Origin of the sequence: Citrobacter sp. Cpo071 (genome assembly GCF_030332765.1) — a bacterium.
Taxonomy (GTDB): Bacteria; Pseudomonadota; Gammaproteobacteria; order Enterobacterales; family Enterobacteriaceae; genus Citrobacter; species Citrobacter portucalensis.
In genome coordinates, this window is sequence record NZ_JAOWHE010000079.1 from 13,688 (window position 1) to 30,581 (window position 16,894).

General features: G+C 52.5%; 12 protein-coding genes. 10 read left to right on the plus strand and 2 right to left on the minus strand.

The features are described from left to right. Positions 1-11: 11 nt before the first annotated feature. The 4 genes from OGY09_RS10590 (at position 12) to pdxY (ending at position 5,528) form a co-directional block, all read left to right on the plus strand. Positions 12-1,022, plus strand: coding sequence for an Ldh family oxidoreductase (locus tag OGY09_RS10590; RefSeq protein WP_032942279.1), 1,011 nt, complete (start codon positions 12-14; stop codon positions 1,020-1,022). An 811-nt stretch (positions 1,023-1,833) separates the two neighbouring features. After that, positions 1,834-3,204 carry a tyrosine phenol-lyase gene (locus OGY09_RS10595; RefSeq protein WP_016155590.1) on the plus strand — a complete coding sequence of 457 codons (1,371 nt, stop codon included), beginning with the start codon at positions 1,834-1,836 and terminating at the stop codon, positions 3,202-3,204. Between the two features lie 189 nt (positions 3,205-3,393). Then, positions 3,394-4,659, plus strand: coding sequence for an aromatic amino acid transporter (locus OGY09_RS10600; protein ID WP_032942280.1), 1,266 nt, complete (start codon positions 3,394-3,396; stop codon positions 4,657-4,659). Positions 4,660-4,670: 11 nt separating this feature from the next. After that, entirely contained in the window at positions 4,671-5,528 is an 858-nt protein-coding gene (pdxY, locus tag OGY09_RS10605; protein ID WP_032942281.1) for a pyridoxal kinase PdxY, read from the plus strand. A 500-nt stretch (positions 5,529-6,028) separates the two neighbouring features. Here pdxY and OGY09_RS10610 read toward each other — a convergent pair whose 3' ends face one another. After that, positions 6,029-7,582: an L-lactate permease gene (locus tag OGY09_RS10610; protein WP_008786084.1), complete on the minus strand. Its 1,554-nt coding sequence runs from the start codon at positions 7,580-7,582 to the stop codon at positions 6,029-6,031. Positions 7,583-8,163: 581 nt separating this feature from the next. Between OGY09_RS10610 and OGY09_RS10615 the strand changes: the two genes are divergently transcribed. Genes OGY09_RS10615 through OGY09_RS10625 form a run of 3 tightly spaced genes read left to right on the plus strand, consistent with a single transcriptional unit; the run spans position 8,164 to position 11,009 of the window. Next, a complete protein-coding gene (locus tag OGY09_RS10615) occupies positions 8,164-8,883 on the plus strand; it encodes a (Fe-S)-binding protein (protein WP_001102107.1) in 720 nt (239 codons plus the stop codon). A 10-nt stretch (positions 8,884-8,893) separates the two neighbouring features. Beyond that, complete coding sequence (locus OGY09_RS10620; protein ID WP_008786085.1) at positions 8,894-10,321, plus strand: LutB/LldF family L-lactate oxidation iron-sulfur protein; 1,428 nt, start codon at positions 8,894-8,896, stop codon at positions 10,319-10,321. Next, positions 10,314-11,009 carry a LutC/YkgG family protein gene (locus tag OGY09_RS10625; RefSeq protein ID WP_032942282.1) on the plus strand — a complete coding sequence of 232 codons (696 nt, stop codon included), beginning with the start codon at positions 10,314-10,316 and terminating at the stop codon, positions 11,007-11,009. Before OGY09_RS10620 ends, OGY09_RS10625 begins: the two co-directional genes overlap by 8 nt. Before the next feature lie 49 nt (positions 11,010-11,058). On the opposite strand, the gene gntP is transcribed toward OGY09_RS10625, so the two are convergent. Beyond that, positions 11,059-12,402 (minus strand): gluconate permease GntP, encoded by a 1,344-nt coding sequence (gntP, locus tag OGY09_RS10630; protein ID WP_003033260.1) that lies wholly within the window; start codon positions 12,400-12,402, stop codon positions 11,059-11,061. A 261-nt stretch (positions 12,403-12,663) separates the two neighbouring features. Here gntP and uxuA point away from each other — a divergent pair, with 261 nt between their 5' ends. The 3 genes from uxuA to uxuR all read left to right on the plus strand — a co-directional run bounded on the left by uxuA (position 12,664) and on the right by uxuR (position 16,353). Next, complete coding sequence (uxuA, locus tag OGY09_RS10635; protein WP_032942283.1) at positions 12,664-13,848, plus strand: mannonate dehydratase; 1,185 nt, start codon at positions 12,664-12,666, stop codon at positions 13,846-13,848. A gap of 80 nt (positions 13,849-13,928) precedes the next feature. Beyond that, the gene (locus OGY09_RS10640) at positions 13,929-15,404 is read left to right on the plus strand and encodes a fructuronate reductase (protein ID WP_032942284.1); all 1,476 of its coding nucleotides are present in this window, start codon (positions 13,929-13,931) and stop codon (positions 15,402-15,404) included. Between the two features lie 175 nt (positions 15,405-15,579). Continuing rightward, entirely contained in the window at positions 15,580-16,353 is a 774-nt protein-coding gene (gene uxuR / locus OGY09_RS10645) for a Uxu operon transcriptional regulator (protein WP_008786090.1), read from the plus strand. Positions 16,354-16,894 lie beyond the last annotated feature (541 nt).

Genomic DNA, 16,894 nt, shown 5'->3' on the forward strand with positions numbered 1-16,894 from the left:
AGGAGTCGGTCATGGAGATGGTAAACCTCTCGTTAACAGAGGCTTATGCGCTGGCATATAAGGTGCTGCGCGGGAACGGATTCAGTGAAGCGCATGCCGTGGCGATCGCGACCAACGTGACCCACGGTGAGCGTGATGGCTGTGCCTCGCATGGTTTGTGGCGGTTGCTGGGGATTGTGGAGACGCGACGTAAAGGAAAGGTGTCACCTGACGCTGAACCGGTTATCACCGATACCGCTCCGGCCATTGTGAAGGTGGACGCCGGTGGGGCATTTTCCCTGCTGGCATTCGAGCGCGCGCTTCCGCTGCTGATAGAAAAGGCGCGCCACAGTGGTATTGCAGCCCTGGCGATTAACCGCTGTGTGCACTTTTCGGCGCTGTTTGCCGACGTTGAGCCGCTCACCGAGGCTGGGCTGGTGGCGCTGGCGGCGACGCCCAGCCATGCGTGGGTTGCTCCCGCAGGCGGGACGCAGCCGCTTTTTGGCACTAACCCGATAGCATTTGGCTGGCCGCGTGAAGAAAAACTCCCGTTTATCTTCGACATGGCCACCAGTGCGGCGGCACGGGGAGAGATCCAACTCCATCAACGGGCGGGAAAAGCGGTGCCGGAAGGGTGGGGAATTGACGGTGACGGTCAGGCCACCACCGACGCGCAGGCGATCCTCGACGGTGCGATGTTGACGTTTGGCGGGCATAAAGGGTCTGCACTGGCGGCAATGGTGGAACTGCTTGCCGGACCGCTCATCGGCGATATGACCAGCGCGGAATCGCTGGCGTGGGATAAGGGAGCTGGCGGGTTGCCCTATGGTGGCGAGCTGATTCTGGCCCTGGACCCGGCCCGCTTTCTGGGACTGGAGGCTCCGCAGCATCTTGCACGTGCCGAGAGACTCTTTGCCGATATGCAGCGGCAAGGGGCGCGTTTGCCGGGCGAGCGTCGCTATCATTCCCGTATGCGTACAACTCGTGACGGTGTGGAAATAGCCCATTCGCTGTTCAAGGATATATCTGCGTTAGTGAAATAATTATCGCGAGAACAGGAGGGATGATGTCCCTCATGTTATACGTTTATATAAATAGTTACTGTGATTAGCGATGCGCAGGTGTTGGCGCACCTTCGTATCGCGCTAATAAAACCCATGTAAATTCCCCCAGTGATCTTCGGTAAGTCCAGATGTAAATAAGATGAAATAAGCGCGAATAGCACGCTTTCGGAATAAATAGAAAACGCCTTCATCCCAATAAATCCGGTATTATTCATCGCATTAATTCATTATCTTTCACGCGCCTGAATATCCCCATGCTCCAGAAAACAACGCCTGTCGGCATCAGGCCAAAAATGCGATCTAACTCACTGAAGCAAATAGCAAACTCTGAAACAACGCTTAATTGTACACTTTGCTTTACACTTTTAGTGATGTCAATCACAAATATAAACCCGTGAAGTGATCCGACTCTCACAAATTGGGGTGTACTCATTGAGCAATACATTATGAGCACAGCCTGGAAAGTTAAGTTTTCAGTATTTCCCCCCCTCTGTGGGCGCACAACCGTGAACGACAAATCTACACGCAAAAAAAACTTGTTGAATATGAACGGGTAAAAAAATGACGTGTGATTTGCATCACTCACATTTACAGCTTTTTAAATTATTGCCAGTGATTAATGTTGACCGGGCTATTTCCATAATCAATCAAATCTTGCATAGTGCCTCCACATTATTTCTCCCCCTGGCTCAGGAGGCGAATAGTTATATTTCATCAGACTTTATTGATGAACCAGGTATGATTTACTTCACATTAATACGTACATGACCACTGTTACTGGAGAAACAAAATGAATTATCCGGCAGAACCCTTCCGTATTAAAAGCGTTGAAACTGTATCTATGATCCCGCGTGATGAGCGCCTTAAGAAAATGCAGGAAGCGGGTTACAATACTTTCCTGTTAAATTCGAAAGATATTTATATTGACCTGCTGACCGACAGTGGCACCAACGCAATGAGCGACAAGCAGTGGGCCGGAATGATGATGGGTGATGAAGCGTACGCGGGCAGCGAAAACTTCTATCATCTGGAAAGAACCGTGCAGGAGCTGTTCGGCTTTAAACATATTGTTCCGACTCACCAGGGCCGCGGCGCAGAAAACTTATTATCACAACTAGCTATTAAACCAGGGCAATATGTTGCCGGGAATATGTATTTCACTACCACTCGTTATCACCAGGAAAAAAATGGTGCGGTGTTTGTCGATATCGTTCGTGACGAAGCGCACGATGCCGGTCTGAATATTGCGTTTAAAGGTGATATCGATCTTAAAAAATTACAAAAACTGATTGATGAAAAAGGCGCAGAGAATATTGCGTATATCTGCCTGGCGGTGACGGTTAACCTCGCGGGCGGACAGCCGGTCTCGATGGCGAACATGCGTGCGGTGCGTGAACTGACGGCAGCGCACGGCATTAAAGTGTTCTACGACGCTACCCGCTGCGTGGAAAACGCCTACTTTATCAAAGAGCAAGAGCAGGGCTTTGAGAACAAGAGCATCGCCGAGATCGTGCATGAGATGTTCAGCTACGCCGACGGTTGTACCATGAGTGGTAAAAAAGACTGTCTGGTGAACATCGGTGGCTTCCTGTGCATGAACGATGACGAAATGTTCTCTTCTGCCAAAGAGTTAGTCGTGGTTTACGAAGGTATGCCATCTTACGGCGGCCTGGCCGGACGCGACATGGAAGCCATGGCGATTGGCCTGCGCGAAGCCATGCAGTACGAGTACATCGAGCACCGCGTGAAGCAGGTTCGCTACCTGGGCGATAAGCTGAAAGCCGCTGGCGTACCGATTGTTGAACCGGTAGGTGGTCACGCGGTATTCCTCGATGCGCGTCGCTTCTGCGAGCATCTGACGCAGGACGAGTTCCCGGCACAAAGTCTGGCCGCCAGCATCTATGTGGAAACCGGCGTACGTAGTATGGAACGTGGAATTATCTCTGCGGGCCGTAATAACGTGACTGGTGAACACCACAGACCGAAACTGGAAACCGTGCGTCTGACTATTCCACGCCGTGTTTATACCTACGCACATATGGATGTCGTGGCTGACGGTATTATTAAACTTTACCAGCACAAAGAAGATATTCGCGGGCTGAAGTTTATTTACGAGCCGAAGCAGTTGCGTTTCTTTACTGCACGCTTTGATTACATCTAAAAAATAGTTATGGCCCCATCACGCGATGGGGCTTTTTTGTATTCCTTTTCCATGAACAGGAAGCCTTTGCGGTGCCCGTTACCGTGACATAACTAAAAAAAGTAAACCCTGACTCCGACATTTTTATTATCCGCATGATGTACAAATGACAGCTGTAATTATAACGAATAGTCTACAGGAACATTTATCATGGATATTAATGCCATTGAGCGACAGAGTAGTACCCCCGGACTGATTAGCGGAACCATGTTGGTTATCGCGACCGTAGTGGGTGGCGGGATGTTCTCCCTGCCGATTGCGATGGCCGGCGTATGGTTCCCCGGTGCGTCTGTTATTCTTCTGTTTATCGCCATCATGATGTTATTAACCGGTCTGATGCTGGTTGAAGTCAACCTGCATTATGGCGCCGGTGCCAGTTTTAATACCTTTACTCAGGATTTATTAGGCCGTAAGTGGAATATCGTTGTCGGTATCGCTTTCGGCTTTGTGCTGTATATTCTGACTTATGCCTATATTTCCGGATCGTCAGCGGTGATGGCGCAAACCGTGTTCAAATACAGCGGTGTGCGCTTTCCGGCGAATATCTCGGTGGTGATCGTCAGTATGCTGGTCGGCGCGATTGCCTGGTACAGCTCCTTGCTGGTCGGACGCATCACTACCGTGTTGATTATCGGTAAGTTTATCGCGTTCTTTGCTACTTTCTCCGGGCTGGTTGGTCATATTGAAGTGGCGAAACTTGTCGACAGCGTGGCGGTGGCGCTGCCCAACTCACAGTACCTGCCTTACATTCTGATGACGTTGCCGTTCTGTATTATCTCGTTTGGTTTTCACGGTAACGTGCCGAGCCTGGTCAAGCTGTATGGCAAGAGTGGGGTCTCGAATATCACGCGTTCGATTATCATCGGTACGCTGTTTGCCCTGCTGCTGTACATCTTCTGGCTGGGCGTCACGATGGGTAACATCAGCCGTTCCGCGTTCCCGCCAATTATCGCCAAAGGCGGCAATATCGACGTGTTTGTTGAAGCCATCAGCGAGCTGTTCACCAGCAGGTATATGGATCTGATCCTGACCTTCTTCGGCAACTTCGCAGTAGCCAGTTCTCTGCTGGCGGCGACGCTTGGCTTGTTCGATTACATCGCCGACCTGTTTCACTTCCCGGATGACGGCATGGGCCGACTGAAAACCGCGCTGGTGACCTACTTCCCGCCAGCCGCCGTGTGCTTCTTCTTCCCGAACGGTTTTGTGCACGCGATTGGCTATGCCGGTCTGGCCTTTACCATCTGGAGCGTGATCCTGCCGCCGTTCCTGGTGAAAGCCGCGCGGAAACGTTTTCCGACCGCCAGCTATACCGCGCCCTGTAATAACACCGTACTTAACCTGGTGATTGTCTGTGGAGCGGTTGTCTATCTGACGGTTGTTCTGGACGTATTTGGTCTGCTGCCAACGTTTCGTTAGACGGAGTCAAAATGAAAAACGTGTTGTCTGTTCAGTCGTCAGTCGTTTATGGCTATGCCGGAAATAAAGCCGCTGTGTTGCCGATGCAGCTTTCGGGGATCGATGTCTGGCCGTTTTACACCGTACAGTTTTCCAACCACACCCAGTACGGGATGTGGCAGGGCATGGCGATGCCGCACGGCGAGCTGAGCGCCATCATCAGCGGGCTGGATGACCTGCAAAAGCTGGCGCAATGCGACGCCGTGCTGTCCGGGTATCTCGGGGATAAACGCCATTGTGAAGAGGTGAAGCACGCGGTCACCACCATTCGTCAGCGTAATCCGCAGGCGCTCTATTTTTGCGATCCGGTGATGGGCGATCCGCAAAAAGGCTGCATTGTCGCGAAGGGCGTAGAGTCCTTTTTTGTCGATGATGCCATTCAACTGGCCGACATCATGGGGCCGAATCTCTATGAGCTGGGCGTGCTGACGGGCAGACAACTGCGTGGTTTTGACGAGGTGGTGGAAGCTGCGCAGCAACTGGTGTCGTGGGGTGTGAAGAAGGTGCTGGTGAAGCATCTCGGCGACTGTTCGCGGGACAAACAGGCGTTTGAAATGCTGCTGGTGACGCCGGAACAGACGTTACACATTGCCCGGCCGCTGTATACCTTTGCCAAAATGCCGGTGGGCGTTGGGGATCTGATTTGCAGCGTGATGCTGGCCTCACTGCTCAATGGTTATGAGGACAAGCAGGCGCTGGAGCGGACCACCAGTGTCGTCGATGCGGTGATGCGACTGACAAAAGAGCATGATTCGTATGAACTGCGGCTGATAGATGCGCGTCACCAGATAATGGATCCGCAAATTCGCTATCGGGCAGCGGTACTGTAGCGCCACGAGGGGGCTCTATGTTTCTGACATTGCTGCGGCTTCAGCATCCTCTGGTCTACCGTTTCGCGTGGCTTCGTCTGTGGGTGGCGGTGTTAAGAGCATGCGGACTGCGTAAGAGAAAGGGGTGAGCATTTTACGCTGCTGTCGCTGCCGGATGCGGCTCGCGCCTTATCCGGCCTATAAATGAGCGTGAAACGCAGGCCTACAAATGAGTGTGAAATGTAGGCCTGATAAGCGAAGCGCCATCAGGCATAAGTGCCAGGTATTACACGCGGAAGTAGCGTGGTGGAATCAACGCGGAAAAGGCGTCGAACTTCTTCACCATCTTTTTCCAGAACAACATAACAACAATCCTCGATTTGAAACATCGGCGCTATTTTAGTCAGCGCCGACAAATCGTAAAGCCTGTCGCCTTGTTCCGTTCCTGGGACGGTGTAAACCTTTTTGGTCACTGTGTCGTCAAATACGATTGCCGCGAATTTGACGGGGTTGACAATGGCTTACGCCATAAACCAGTAATAAAAGAGACCGACTTTCAGGCCGAGGATCACAATGTAGGCGCAGCAGTATTTCATGGTGCCAGACATAATCTGGTTGGCCTGACCGTCCATTTTGGTGGCAGAAACCGCGATGGCGATGCTTTGCGGCGAAATCATTTTCCCCCCCGTAGCGCCAGAGGTATTGGCCGCCGCCAGCCAGTTAGGATCGATATGCAACTTGCTGGCAGCAATGGTTTGCAGCTTGCCGAACAGAATGTTCGAGTTGGTATCGCTGCCGGTAACGAACGTGCCCAGCGCGCCAATCACCGGGGCGAGGAAGACGTACGAGCTGCCGGTCAGATCGACAATCGACTGCGCCAGCGTGGAGATAATCCCGCTGAGGTCCATCACCGTGGCCAGCGCGACGATCGCCATAATTGCGACGATAGAGTTTTTAAGCTGGAAAATGGTTTTGATAAATACTTCCAGCATCCCGCGTGCGGACGCCCCCTGAATAAAACCGCCGATAATGGTCGCAAAGATGATCAGCATCCCTGGTGTGGTCACCCATTCAACTTTCAGTGCCATCGTTTTACCGTCAGCCAACGTGAAATGCAGCACCGAAGCCAGTTGGGACGCCGCGCCTTTTATTGTCGGGAACAGCGGCGAACACAGCAGGATAAACACAAAAATAAACAGATAGATAGAGCCCACGCGGAACAGCACTTTTGCCGAGCGCGGCGTGGTTTCGCGGGTATGGCTGACCTCAATGCGCCACTCTGGATCGGTTTTCCCTTTGCGCAGGCGACTGACCATCGCCACGGCAAACAGGCTGACTAGGCTACCGGCAAAAGCGGGTAATTCCGCGCCAAGATGGATGGCGACAAAATATTGCGGAACCAGCGTGGTGATGCCGCAAATCAACGTGATCAGAAATACGCCACGAATGGCTTTCAGGCCGCCGCCAATAATGCAGACAATCACAAACGGCAGCAGGATATTAAACAGCGCGAGCTGCAAAATAATGGTTCCGCCTAAGGTATATACCGGCAGATTAACCTGCTCTGCCAGAATAGAAACCGGGATCCCGACCGCGCCGAATGCGGTGGGAACGGTATTCGCCACGAGAGAAGCAATAGCAGCCTTCAGCGGGTTGAATCCCAGCGCAATAAGAATGCCGATCGGAATAGCGACCGCCGTGCCATAGCCCGCTGCGGCTTCAAGAAATCCACCAAAACACCATGAAATCAGCAGCACCTGAATACGCTTATCTTCGCTAATGCTGGCGAGAATATCGCGCAAAATATCCAGCGCTTTGGTCGCCTGCATGACGTTATAACTGAAAATAGCGCCGAGGATCACAATCACAATCGGCCATAACCCCTTCAGTGCGCCATAGCCTATCGCGGCTTTCAGATTTTGTACGGGCATTTCCCAGAATATTGCCGATAGTGCAGCGGTGAATACCAAAGAAATCAGTACGGAATAATGGATGGGCATTTTTAATTTCAGTATTAAAAATACCATAAGTAGTAAAGGAGATAGTGCCAGGGCAAACATAAAATATTCGTTCATTGCTATTCCTGATTGGTTCATTAAACCTGATTTATATTTATGGCGGGAAGGCTACATTGCCGTGTAAATAAAATATGTAAACTGAATCGCTTCAGTGAATAAAGTAATTATGATTTTTAGTTTTGTAACTATTGTAATCTTTTAATTAAAATTCAATGCCAGATAAATATACTTAAGAGCAAGGTAAATACCCATAAGTAGTTATTTAATAACATTTTTAATAATGGTAGTGACGAAGGTAGTAATCATTCGAAACTATTTTATAAGGTGTTAATAACACTGTTGTTTTCAATATAAAAATGTGAGCAAGTCCGAAATAAATAAACATGGGTATTGCATATGCATGTTGATTAGTGGATTATTTTGTTTTGTCATACAAATGAAAATACAGACATTTGCGATTGTCCTGATATAAGAAGAGGAGAGTCGCTATCAAAGGAAAACGATCCGTGCATCATAATGAACCCAGACATTAGTAAAACAAGCAAATACAAAAACTGGGCGTGAAATACAGCTGAATCTTTGCTTGATATCGCGATATCAAGCGCAATAAACAGAAATGAAGCAATGGAGTAGTTATTGTGAATGTAAATTTCTTTGTTACCTGCATTGGTGACGCACTGAAATCACGGATGGCACGAGACTCCGTATTGCTGCTGGAAAAACTGGGTTGTCGCGTGAATTTCCCCGAGAAGCAAGGGTGTTGCGGTCAGCCAGCCATCAACAGCGGATACATCAAAGAGGCGATCCCCGGGATGAAAAACCTGATCGCCGCGCTGGAAGACAACGACGATCCGATTATCTCCCCAGCAGGCTCCTGCACCTACGCGGTAAAAAGCTACCCGACGTATCTGGCCGATGAACCGGAATGGGCGCTGCGTGCTGAGAAAGTTTCCGCGCGTATGCAGGATCTCACCTCCTTTATCGTCAACAAACTGGGCGTGGTGGACGTTGGTGCCAGCCTGCAGGGGCGCGCTGTGTATCATCCTTCCTGTAGCTTGACCCGCAAACTGGGAGTGAAGGAAGAGCCGCTCACGCTGCTGAAAAACGTGCGCGGACTGGAGCTGTTGACGTTTGCCGATCAGGATACCTGTTGCGGCTTTGGCGGGACGTTCTCGGTCAAGATGGCCGAGATATCCGGTGAGATGGTGAAAGAGAAAGTCTTACATCTGATGGATGCAAAGCCGGAATATTTGATTGGCGCAGACGTTAGCTGCCTGCTGAACATTGGCGGCCGACTGCAACGGGAAGGCCAGCCGGTCAAAGTGATGCATATTGCTGAAGTGCTGATGAGCCGCTGAGGGGAAAGAGATGTCGATAAAAACCAGCGATGTAGAATTTAAACTGCGCATTCGTCAGCAGATAGAAGATCCGATCATGCGCAAAGCCGTGGCTAATGCGCAGGAGCGTATCGGCGCGAATCGGCAAAAAATGGTCGATGAGTTAGGCCACTGGGAAGACTGGCGCGATCGTGCCAGCCAGATCCGCGATCACGTTCTGAGCAACCTCGACGCTTACCTGTACCAACTCTCCGAGAAAGTGACGGAAAACGGCGGACACGTCTATTTCGCCAAAACCAAAGAAGACGCCACTCGCTACATTTTGCAGGTCGCGCAGAGTAAAAATGCGAAGAAGGTGGTGAAGTCCAAGTCGATGGTGACCGAAGAAATCGGCGTCAACCACGTGCTGCAGGATGCCGGAATCCAGGTGATCGAAACCGATCTCGGGGAATATATTCTGCAGTTGGATCAGGATCCGCCTTCGCACGTCGTGGTTCCGGCGATTCATAAAGATCGCTACCAGATCCGCCGCGTGCTGAACGAACGTCTGGGGTACGACGGCCCGGAAACCCCGGAAGCTATGACCTTGTTCATTCGTCAGAAGATCCGCGAGGATTTCCTCAGTGCCGAAATCGGTATTACTGGCTGTAACTTTGCCGTGGCGGAAACCGGCTCGGTGTGTCTGGTGACCAACGAAGGCAACGCGCGCATGTGCACCACGCTGCCGAAAACGCACATTGCGGTGATGGGCATGGAGCGTATCGCGCCGACCTTTGCCGAGGTGGATGTGCTGATCACCATGCTGGCGCGCAGCGCCGTGGGCGCACGTCTGACGGGCTACAACACCTGGCTGACCGGCCCGCGTGAGGCGGATAACGTTGACGGACCGGAAGAGTTCCATCTGGTGATTGTCGATAACGGTCGCTCGCAGGTGCTGGGCTCAGAGTTTCGCGATGTGCTGCGCTGCATCCGCTGCGGAGCCTGTATGAACACCTGTCCGGCGTACCGCCACATCGGCGGACACGGCTATGGCTCTATCTATCCTGGACCTATCGGCGCGGTGATTTCTCCGCTGCTCGGTGGCTATAAAGATTTTAAAGACCTGCCGTACGCTTGTTCTTTATGCACGGCCTGTGACAGCGTCTGCCCGGTGCGTATTCCGTTGTCAAAACTGATCCTGCGTCATCGCCGGGTGATGGCCGAGGAGGGCATTACGCCGAAAGCCGAGCGACGGGCGATCAAGATGTTCGCCTATGCCAATAGCCATCCGGGGCTGTGGAAAGTCGGGATGATGGCGGGCGCGCATGCGGCGAGCTGGTTTATCAATGGCGGCAAAACCCCGCTCAAGGTTGGCGCGATTGGTGACTGGATGGAGGCGCGCGATCTGCCTGATGCTGACGGCGAGAGCTTCCGTAGCTGGTTTAAGAAACATCAGGCGCAGGAGAAAAAGAATGGATAACCGTACCGCGTTTTTAAACACCATCGCCCAGGCGCTGGGTCGCCCGCTGCGCTTCGAACCGCAAGCGGATGCCGCACCGGTTAACAACTATGCCAACGAGCGCCTGACCGAGCTTAGCCCCGAGCAGCGCTGCTCTGCGTTTATCCAGTTTGCCAGCGAAGTGATGCTGGCCCGCTGCGAACTGACCAGCGAGGACCAGGCCGCAGACGCGGCACTGCGCCTGTGCGAAGAATTGGGTCAGCAGCCTGTGGTGCTGAGCGGCGACAGCCGGCTGGTGGAGCTGGGCATCACCGAACGCTTGCAGCAGGAATGCCACGCCGTGGTCTGGGATCCGGCGCGTGGTAGCGAAAATATTACCCAGGCCGAGCAGGCGAAAGTGGGCGTGGTGTATGCCGAGTATGGCCTGACCGAGTCCGGCGGCGTGGTACTGTTTTCCGCACCAGAGCGCGGGCGCTCCCTGAGTCTGTTGCCGGAGTCCTCGATTTTCGTGCTGCGTAAAAGCTCCATTCTGCCGCGCGTGGCGCAGCTGGCAGAAAAACTGCATCAGAAAGCGCAGGCCGGTGAGCGTATGCCATCGTGCATTAATATCATCAGTGGACCCAGCTCGACGGCGGATATTGAGCTTATCAAGGTGGTTGGGGTGCATGGCCCGGTGAAAGCGGTGTATCTGATTATTGAGGATTGTTGAGGCAGGATGGAAAACCGCTCTGGCGCTATAGGCCAGAGCGGTATCGACGTTATGCAATCATGCTGATGATCAACACGATTATCAGGCCAACCACGGAGTTTACCAGCTCCAGCAGACCCCAGGTTTTCAGCGTATCCTTCACCGACAGGTCAAAGTAGCCTTTGAACAGCCAGAACGAAGCATCGTTGATATGGGTCAGGGTGTTGGAGCCGGCCGCTGTTGCCAGCACCAGCAACGCCGGGTCGACGCCCACCAGTTGACCGGTTGCCGGGTCGAGGATCGCTGCGCTAATAATCCCCGCCGCCGTCATGGCTGAGACCACGCCCTGACCCGTTGCCAGACGAATCAGCACGGTTATCAACCACGCCATGATGTAGGGAGAAATATTACCGTGCGACATCAGCATGCCGATGGTATCGCCGATGCCGGTATCGATAATGGTTTGCTTCAGTACGCCGCCCGCGCCGATGATCAGGATCACCATGGCGATGCTTTTCACCGCGTTTTCAAAGGCGTTCATTACCCACTGCATGTCGTGACCGCGCGCGGTACCAAACAGTACGAAGGCGACAACCATGGCGATAAACATTGCAATCGGCGAGGAGCCTAAGAAGTTGACCACTTCCCACGCCTGCGTCCCTTTCACCAGCCAGATGTTGGCGATGGTAGTGGAGATCATGATGATCGCCGGGATCAGCGGCACCAGGATAGACACGCCGAAGGACGGCAGGTTGTTCTGGTCAACCGGTACGTCGGCCTTCATGAATGACGGCGTTGGACGATCGAGGTTGCCGAGGAATTTCGGCAGGATAAGTCCGGCGCAGATCACGCTCGGAATGGTCACCAGGATACCGTAGATGTAAACCATGCCCATGTCAGCGCCGTAGGCGTTAACCAGCGCGACCGGACCCGGCTGCGGTGGGAACAGTGAGTGAGCGGTGGTGGCGGCGGCAACCGCAGGAATCGCCAGCTTGAGGAACGGGATCTTCGCTTCCGCGGCAATGACGATCACCAGCGGTGCCAGCATAATAAACGCCACTTCATAGAACATCGCCAGGCCGAAGATCAGACCAATAATGATCACCGACAGCTGCACGTAACGTAGACCGAGTCGCGCCAGCAGCGTATGGGCAATCTGATGCGCCGCCCCGGAATCAACCATCAGCTTACCGATGACGGCCCCGAATACCACGATAATCGCCAGCTCACCCAGCGTGCTGCCAAAACCGGATTTCATGGTATGCAGCAGTTCCATTAAATCCATTCCCGCCAGCATACCGACCGAGAGTGCCGCCAACAGCAGAGCGACCATCGAGTTTATCTTGAATCTTAAATTGAGCACCAGCATCAGGCCGATGCCGAATACAACCCACAGAATATTGAGAACGTGCATATAACGTCTACCTTACTTTGGTTGAACTATTATGATTTTGGTTGAGATGTTACGTATATTGGTCAACCTATGATGCGATGGATGTCACATTGCGTTACATGTTTACATTAATACTGGGTTGTATGGCCGTTAATTAGCGGTATGGTCAGCAGATATCGTGATTTGGTTAACCAATTTATCGCTTCAGGTTGACATGTAATACCAAAAGGAGGAATTTATGTGCCATATCGTCGAGTCCATAACGTAAACGAGGAATAAAACATGGAACAGACATGGCGCTGGTATGGTCCTAACGATCCGGTCACCTTAGCGGATGTGCGTCAGGCGGGTGCAACGGGCGTTGTCACTGCCTTGCACCATATCCCGAACGGGGAAGTGTGGACGGTTGATGAGATCCTGAAACGCAAAGCCATTATTGAGCAGGCGGGCCTGGTATGGTCGGTCGTCGAAAGCGTACCGATCCACGAAGACATTAAAACCCGTTCCGGCAACTATCAGCAGTGGATTGCCAACTACCAGCAAAGCCTGCGTAACCTGGCCGAGTGCGGCATTCGTACCGTGTGCTACAACTTTATGCCGGTTCTCGACTGGACCCGTACCGACCTGGAATACGTCCTGCCGGACGGCTCCAAAGCGCTGCGTTTCGATCAAATTGAATTTGCCGCCTTTGAGCTGCATATCCTCAAACGACCGGGCGCGGAAGCGGACTACACCGCCGAAGAGATTGCGCAGGCGAATGAACGCTTCACCACCATGAGCGAAGAAGACAAAGCACGTCTGACCCGCAATATCATCGCCGGTTTGCCGGGCGCGGAAGAGGGCTACACGCTCGACCAGTTCCGCCAGCATCTTGAACGCTATAAGGATATCGATAAAGCTGCGCTGCGTGAGAATTTTGCCGTCTTCCTGAAGGCGATTATTCCTGTAGCAGAAGAGGTTGGTGTGCGCATGGCGGTACACCCGGACGATCCGCCGCGCCCAATCCTTGGCCTGCCACGCATTGTTTCCACCGTGGAAGATATGCAGTGGATGGTCGATACGGTCAACAGCATGGCGAACGGTTTCACCATGTGTACCGGCTCCTACGGCGTTCGTGCGGATAACGACCTGGTCGACATGATCAAACAGTTTGGCCCGCGCATTTACTTCACCCATTTGCGCTCCACGCTGCGTGAAGATAACCCGAAAACCTTCCATGAAGCGGCGCATCTAAATGGCGACGTTGACATGTACGAAGTGGTGAAAGCGATCGTTGAGGAAGAACAGCGCCGTAAAGCCGAGGGCAAAGAGGATCTGATCCCTATGCGCCCGGACCACGGTCACCAGATGCTTGACGACCTGAAAAAGAAAACCAACCCAGGTTACTCCGCGATTGGTCGCCTGAAAGGCCTGGCGGAAGTGCGTGGCGTTGAGATGGCTATCCAGCGCGCTTTCTTTAGCCGCTAAAGCAGTGTTGCCGGTCGCCTGTCTGGCCGGCTTTTTTCTTTTCTCACCGTTGGTCTTTCCGACGGGATCTGGAGTTCACGATGACAACGACAATTGCCAATAGCAACCTGCCGGTTGCGCGCCCCGCATGGGACAGCTCTCGTCTGCAATCCCGCATTGTTCACCTGGGATGCGGCGCTTTTCACCGCGCGCATCAGGCGCTGTACACCCACCATCTGCTGGAAACCACCGACAGCGACTGGGGTATCTGTGAAGTTAACCTGATGCCGGGTAATGACTGCATACTGATTGAAAACCTGCGCAAGCAACAATTGCTGTATACCGTGGCAGAAAAAGGCGCGGACAACACCGTGCTGAAAGTGATCGGCTCAATGAAAGAAGCGCTGCACCCGGAGCTTGATGGCTGTGATGGTATTTTACAGGCCATGGCGCGCCCGCAGACGGCAATTGTCTCGCTGACGGTCACGGAAAAAGGCTACTGCACCGATGCTGCCAGCGGCCAGTTAGATCTCAATAACCCACTGATTAAACACGATCTGGCAAATCCGGCCGCGCCGAAATCGGCAATTGGTTACATCGTACAGGCGCTGCATCTGCGTCGTGAGCAGGGGCTGGCGGCCTTTACCGTGATGTCCTGCGATAACGTGCGTGAAAATGGGCATGTGGCGAAAGTCGCGGTGCTGGGCCTGGCGCAGGCGCGTGACCCGCACCTGGCGCAGTGGATTGAAGCAAACGCCACTTTCCCGTGCACCATGGTAGACCGCATTGTTCCGGCGGCAACGCCGGAAACGTTGCAGGAGATTGCCGACCAGTTGGGCGTTTACGATCCGTGCGCTATCGCCTGCGAACCGTTCCGCCAGTGGGTGATTGAAGACAACTTTGTTAACGGTCGCCCTGACTGGGACAAAGTCGGCGCACAGTTTGTTGCCGACGTAGTACCGTTTGAAATGATGAAACTGCGCATGCTCAACGGCAGCCACTCTTTCCTCGCTTATCTGGGCTATCTCGGCGGTTATGAAACCATCGCTGACACCATGACCAATCCAGCATACCGCAAAGCGGCGTTTGCGCTGATGATGCAGGAGCAAGCGCCAACGCTGTCGATGCCGGAAGGTACCGATCTCAACGCCTACGCGACGCTGCTGATCGAGCGTTTCAGCAACCCGTCTCTGCGCCACCGTACCTGGCAGATTGCGATGGACGGTAGCCAGAAACTGCCACAGCGCCTGCTGGATCCGGTGCGTCTGCATCTGCAAAACGGCAGCGGCTGGCGTCATCTGGCACTGGGCATCGCGGGCTGGATGCGCTACACCCACGGTGTGGATGAACAGGGGCAGGTCATTGATGTTGTCGACCCAATGCAGGCCGAATTCCAGCGCATTAACCAACAGTTCCAGGGAGCCGAACGCGTGACGGCTCTGCTGGGGTTGAGCGGCATTTTTGGTCATGATCTGGCGGAAAACGTCGACTTTGTTGCGACGGTTACCGCAGCGTATCAACAGTTGTGTGAAAACGGCGCACGCGAGTGCGTTGCAGCGTTAAGCGCTGACGCATAACCATCCAGGTATGACGGGTCAATCAAAATACTAATTTGGTTGACCCGTTTTCTGTTTTTGGCTTCCCGCAAATGCTATAGTTCAGGCGAAAAAACGTTATTGGTAGGCCGGATAAGGTGTGCGCAGCCATCCAGCCTCCGGATTCTGAATTGACGCATCTGACGGACATAACACGATGAAATCAAACACTTCTCAGCAAAGACCCTACCAGGAAGTGGGTGCAATGATCCGCGATCTGATTGTCCAGACGCCGTACCAGCCTGGTGAGCGCTTGCCGCCGGAGCGTGAAATTGCCGAGAGACTCAATGTCACTCGCACGGTGGTGCGCGAAGCGTTAATCATGCTGGAAATTAAAGGTCTGGTGGACGTGCGTCGTGGCGCCGGGATCTACGTACTCGACAATGCAGAAGCTCAGACCATCGACAGTTCGGATGTGAATCATTGCAATGATGCAGGCCCGTTTGAGCTGCTCCAGGCGCGACAGCTGCTGGAAAGCAACATCGCCGAATTTGCCGCGCTGCAGGCCACCCGCGAAGATATCGTCAAAATGCGCCAGGCGTTGCAACTGGAAGAGCGGGAACTGGCCTCCAGCGAACCGAACGGTTCTGAAAGCGGTGACATGCAGTTCCATCTCGCTATCGCCGAGGCCACGCATAACAGCATGCTGGTGGAGCTGTTCCGCCAGTCATGGCAGTGGCGCGAGAACAACCCGATGTGGATCCAGCTTCATAGCCATCTCGATGATACCCACTATCGTAAAGAGTGGATGGGTGACCACAAACAGATCCTGGCGGCGTTAATCAAAAAGGATGCCCGCGCGGCCAAGCTGGCGATGTGGCAGCATCTGGAAAACGTCAAACAGCGCCTGCTGGAGTTTTCAAATGTTGATGACATCGACTTCGATGGCTATCTGTTTGACTCCTGGCCGCTGGATAAAGTTAACGCTTGATTTTACCACCTCTCATGCGGGCTGTTCCGGCCCGCTCGGCATTGCATAGCAACCTTTCTTTTCACGTCTTAAACCTCATGTAAAAAATGGTTTCCATAGTCTTCAATGATCATTTTTTCGCTGCCCCTGTGTGATGTAATTTGATTTTCATCAATTAAAAACAACTTAATTTCGCATGCGAAAAAATGGGTTATTTACCTTATCTTTACCTTTTCGTGCTTATTTTTAGACAAAACAGGCCAGCATTAAGTGAGAATCAAAGTGATTCCCGTAGTGCTTTGGGTGCGATCTCTTTGCATAACAGTACATAAAAACAAGCAGTTCGCGTAAAAGTAGACATTAATAACGGTGCGTAACTTATTGGCTGTAATGATGTTTTGATTGCTTATGCTGATTTTTGTCAATGCCTCATGTGTTTTTAATCAAATGAATAAAAATGAATATATGTAAAGTTAAAATTACACATTATTCTATAAACAAGTTATCTTTCACTTGAAATATCGTTCCATTTTACCTTGTTTTATTAACAGTTTTATTACGA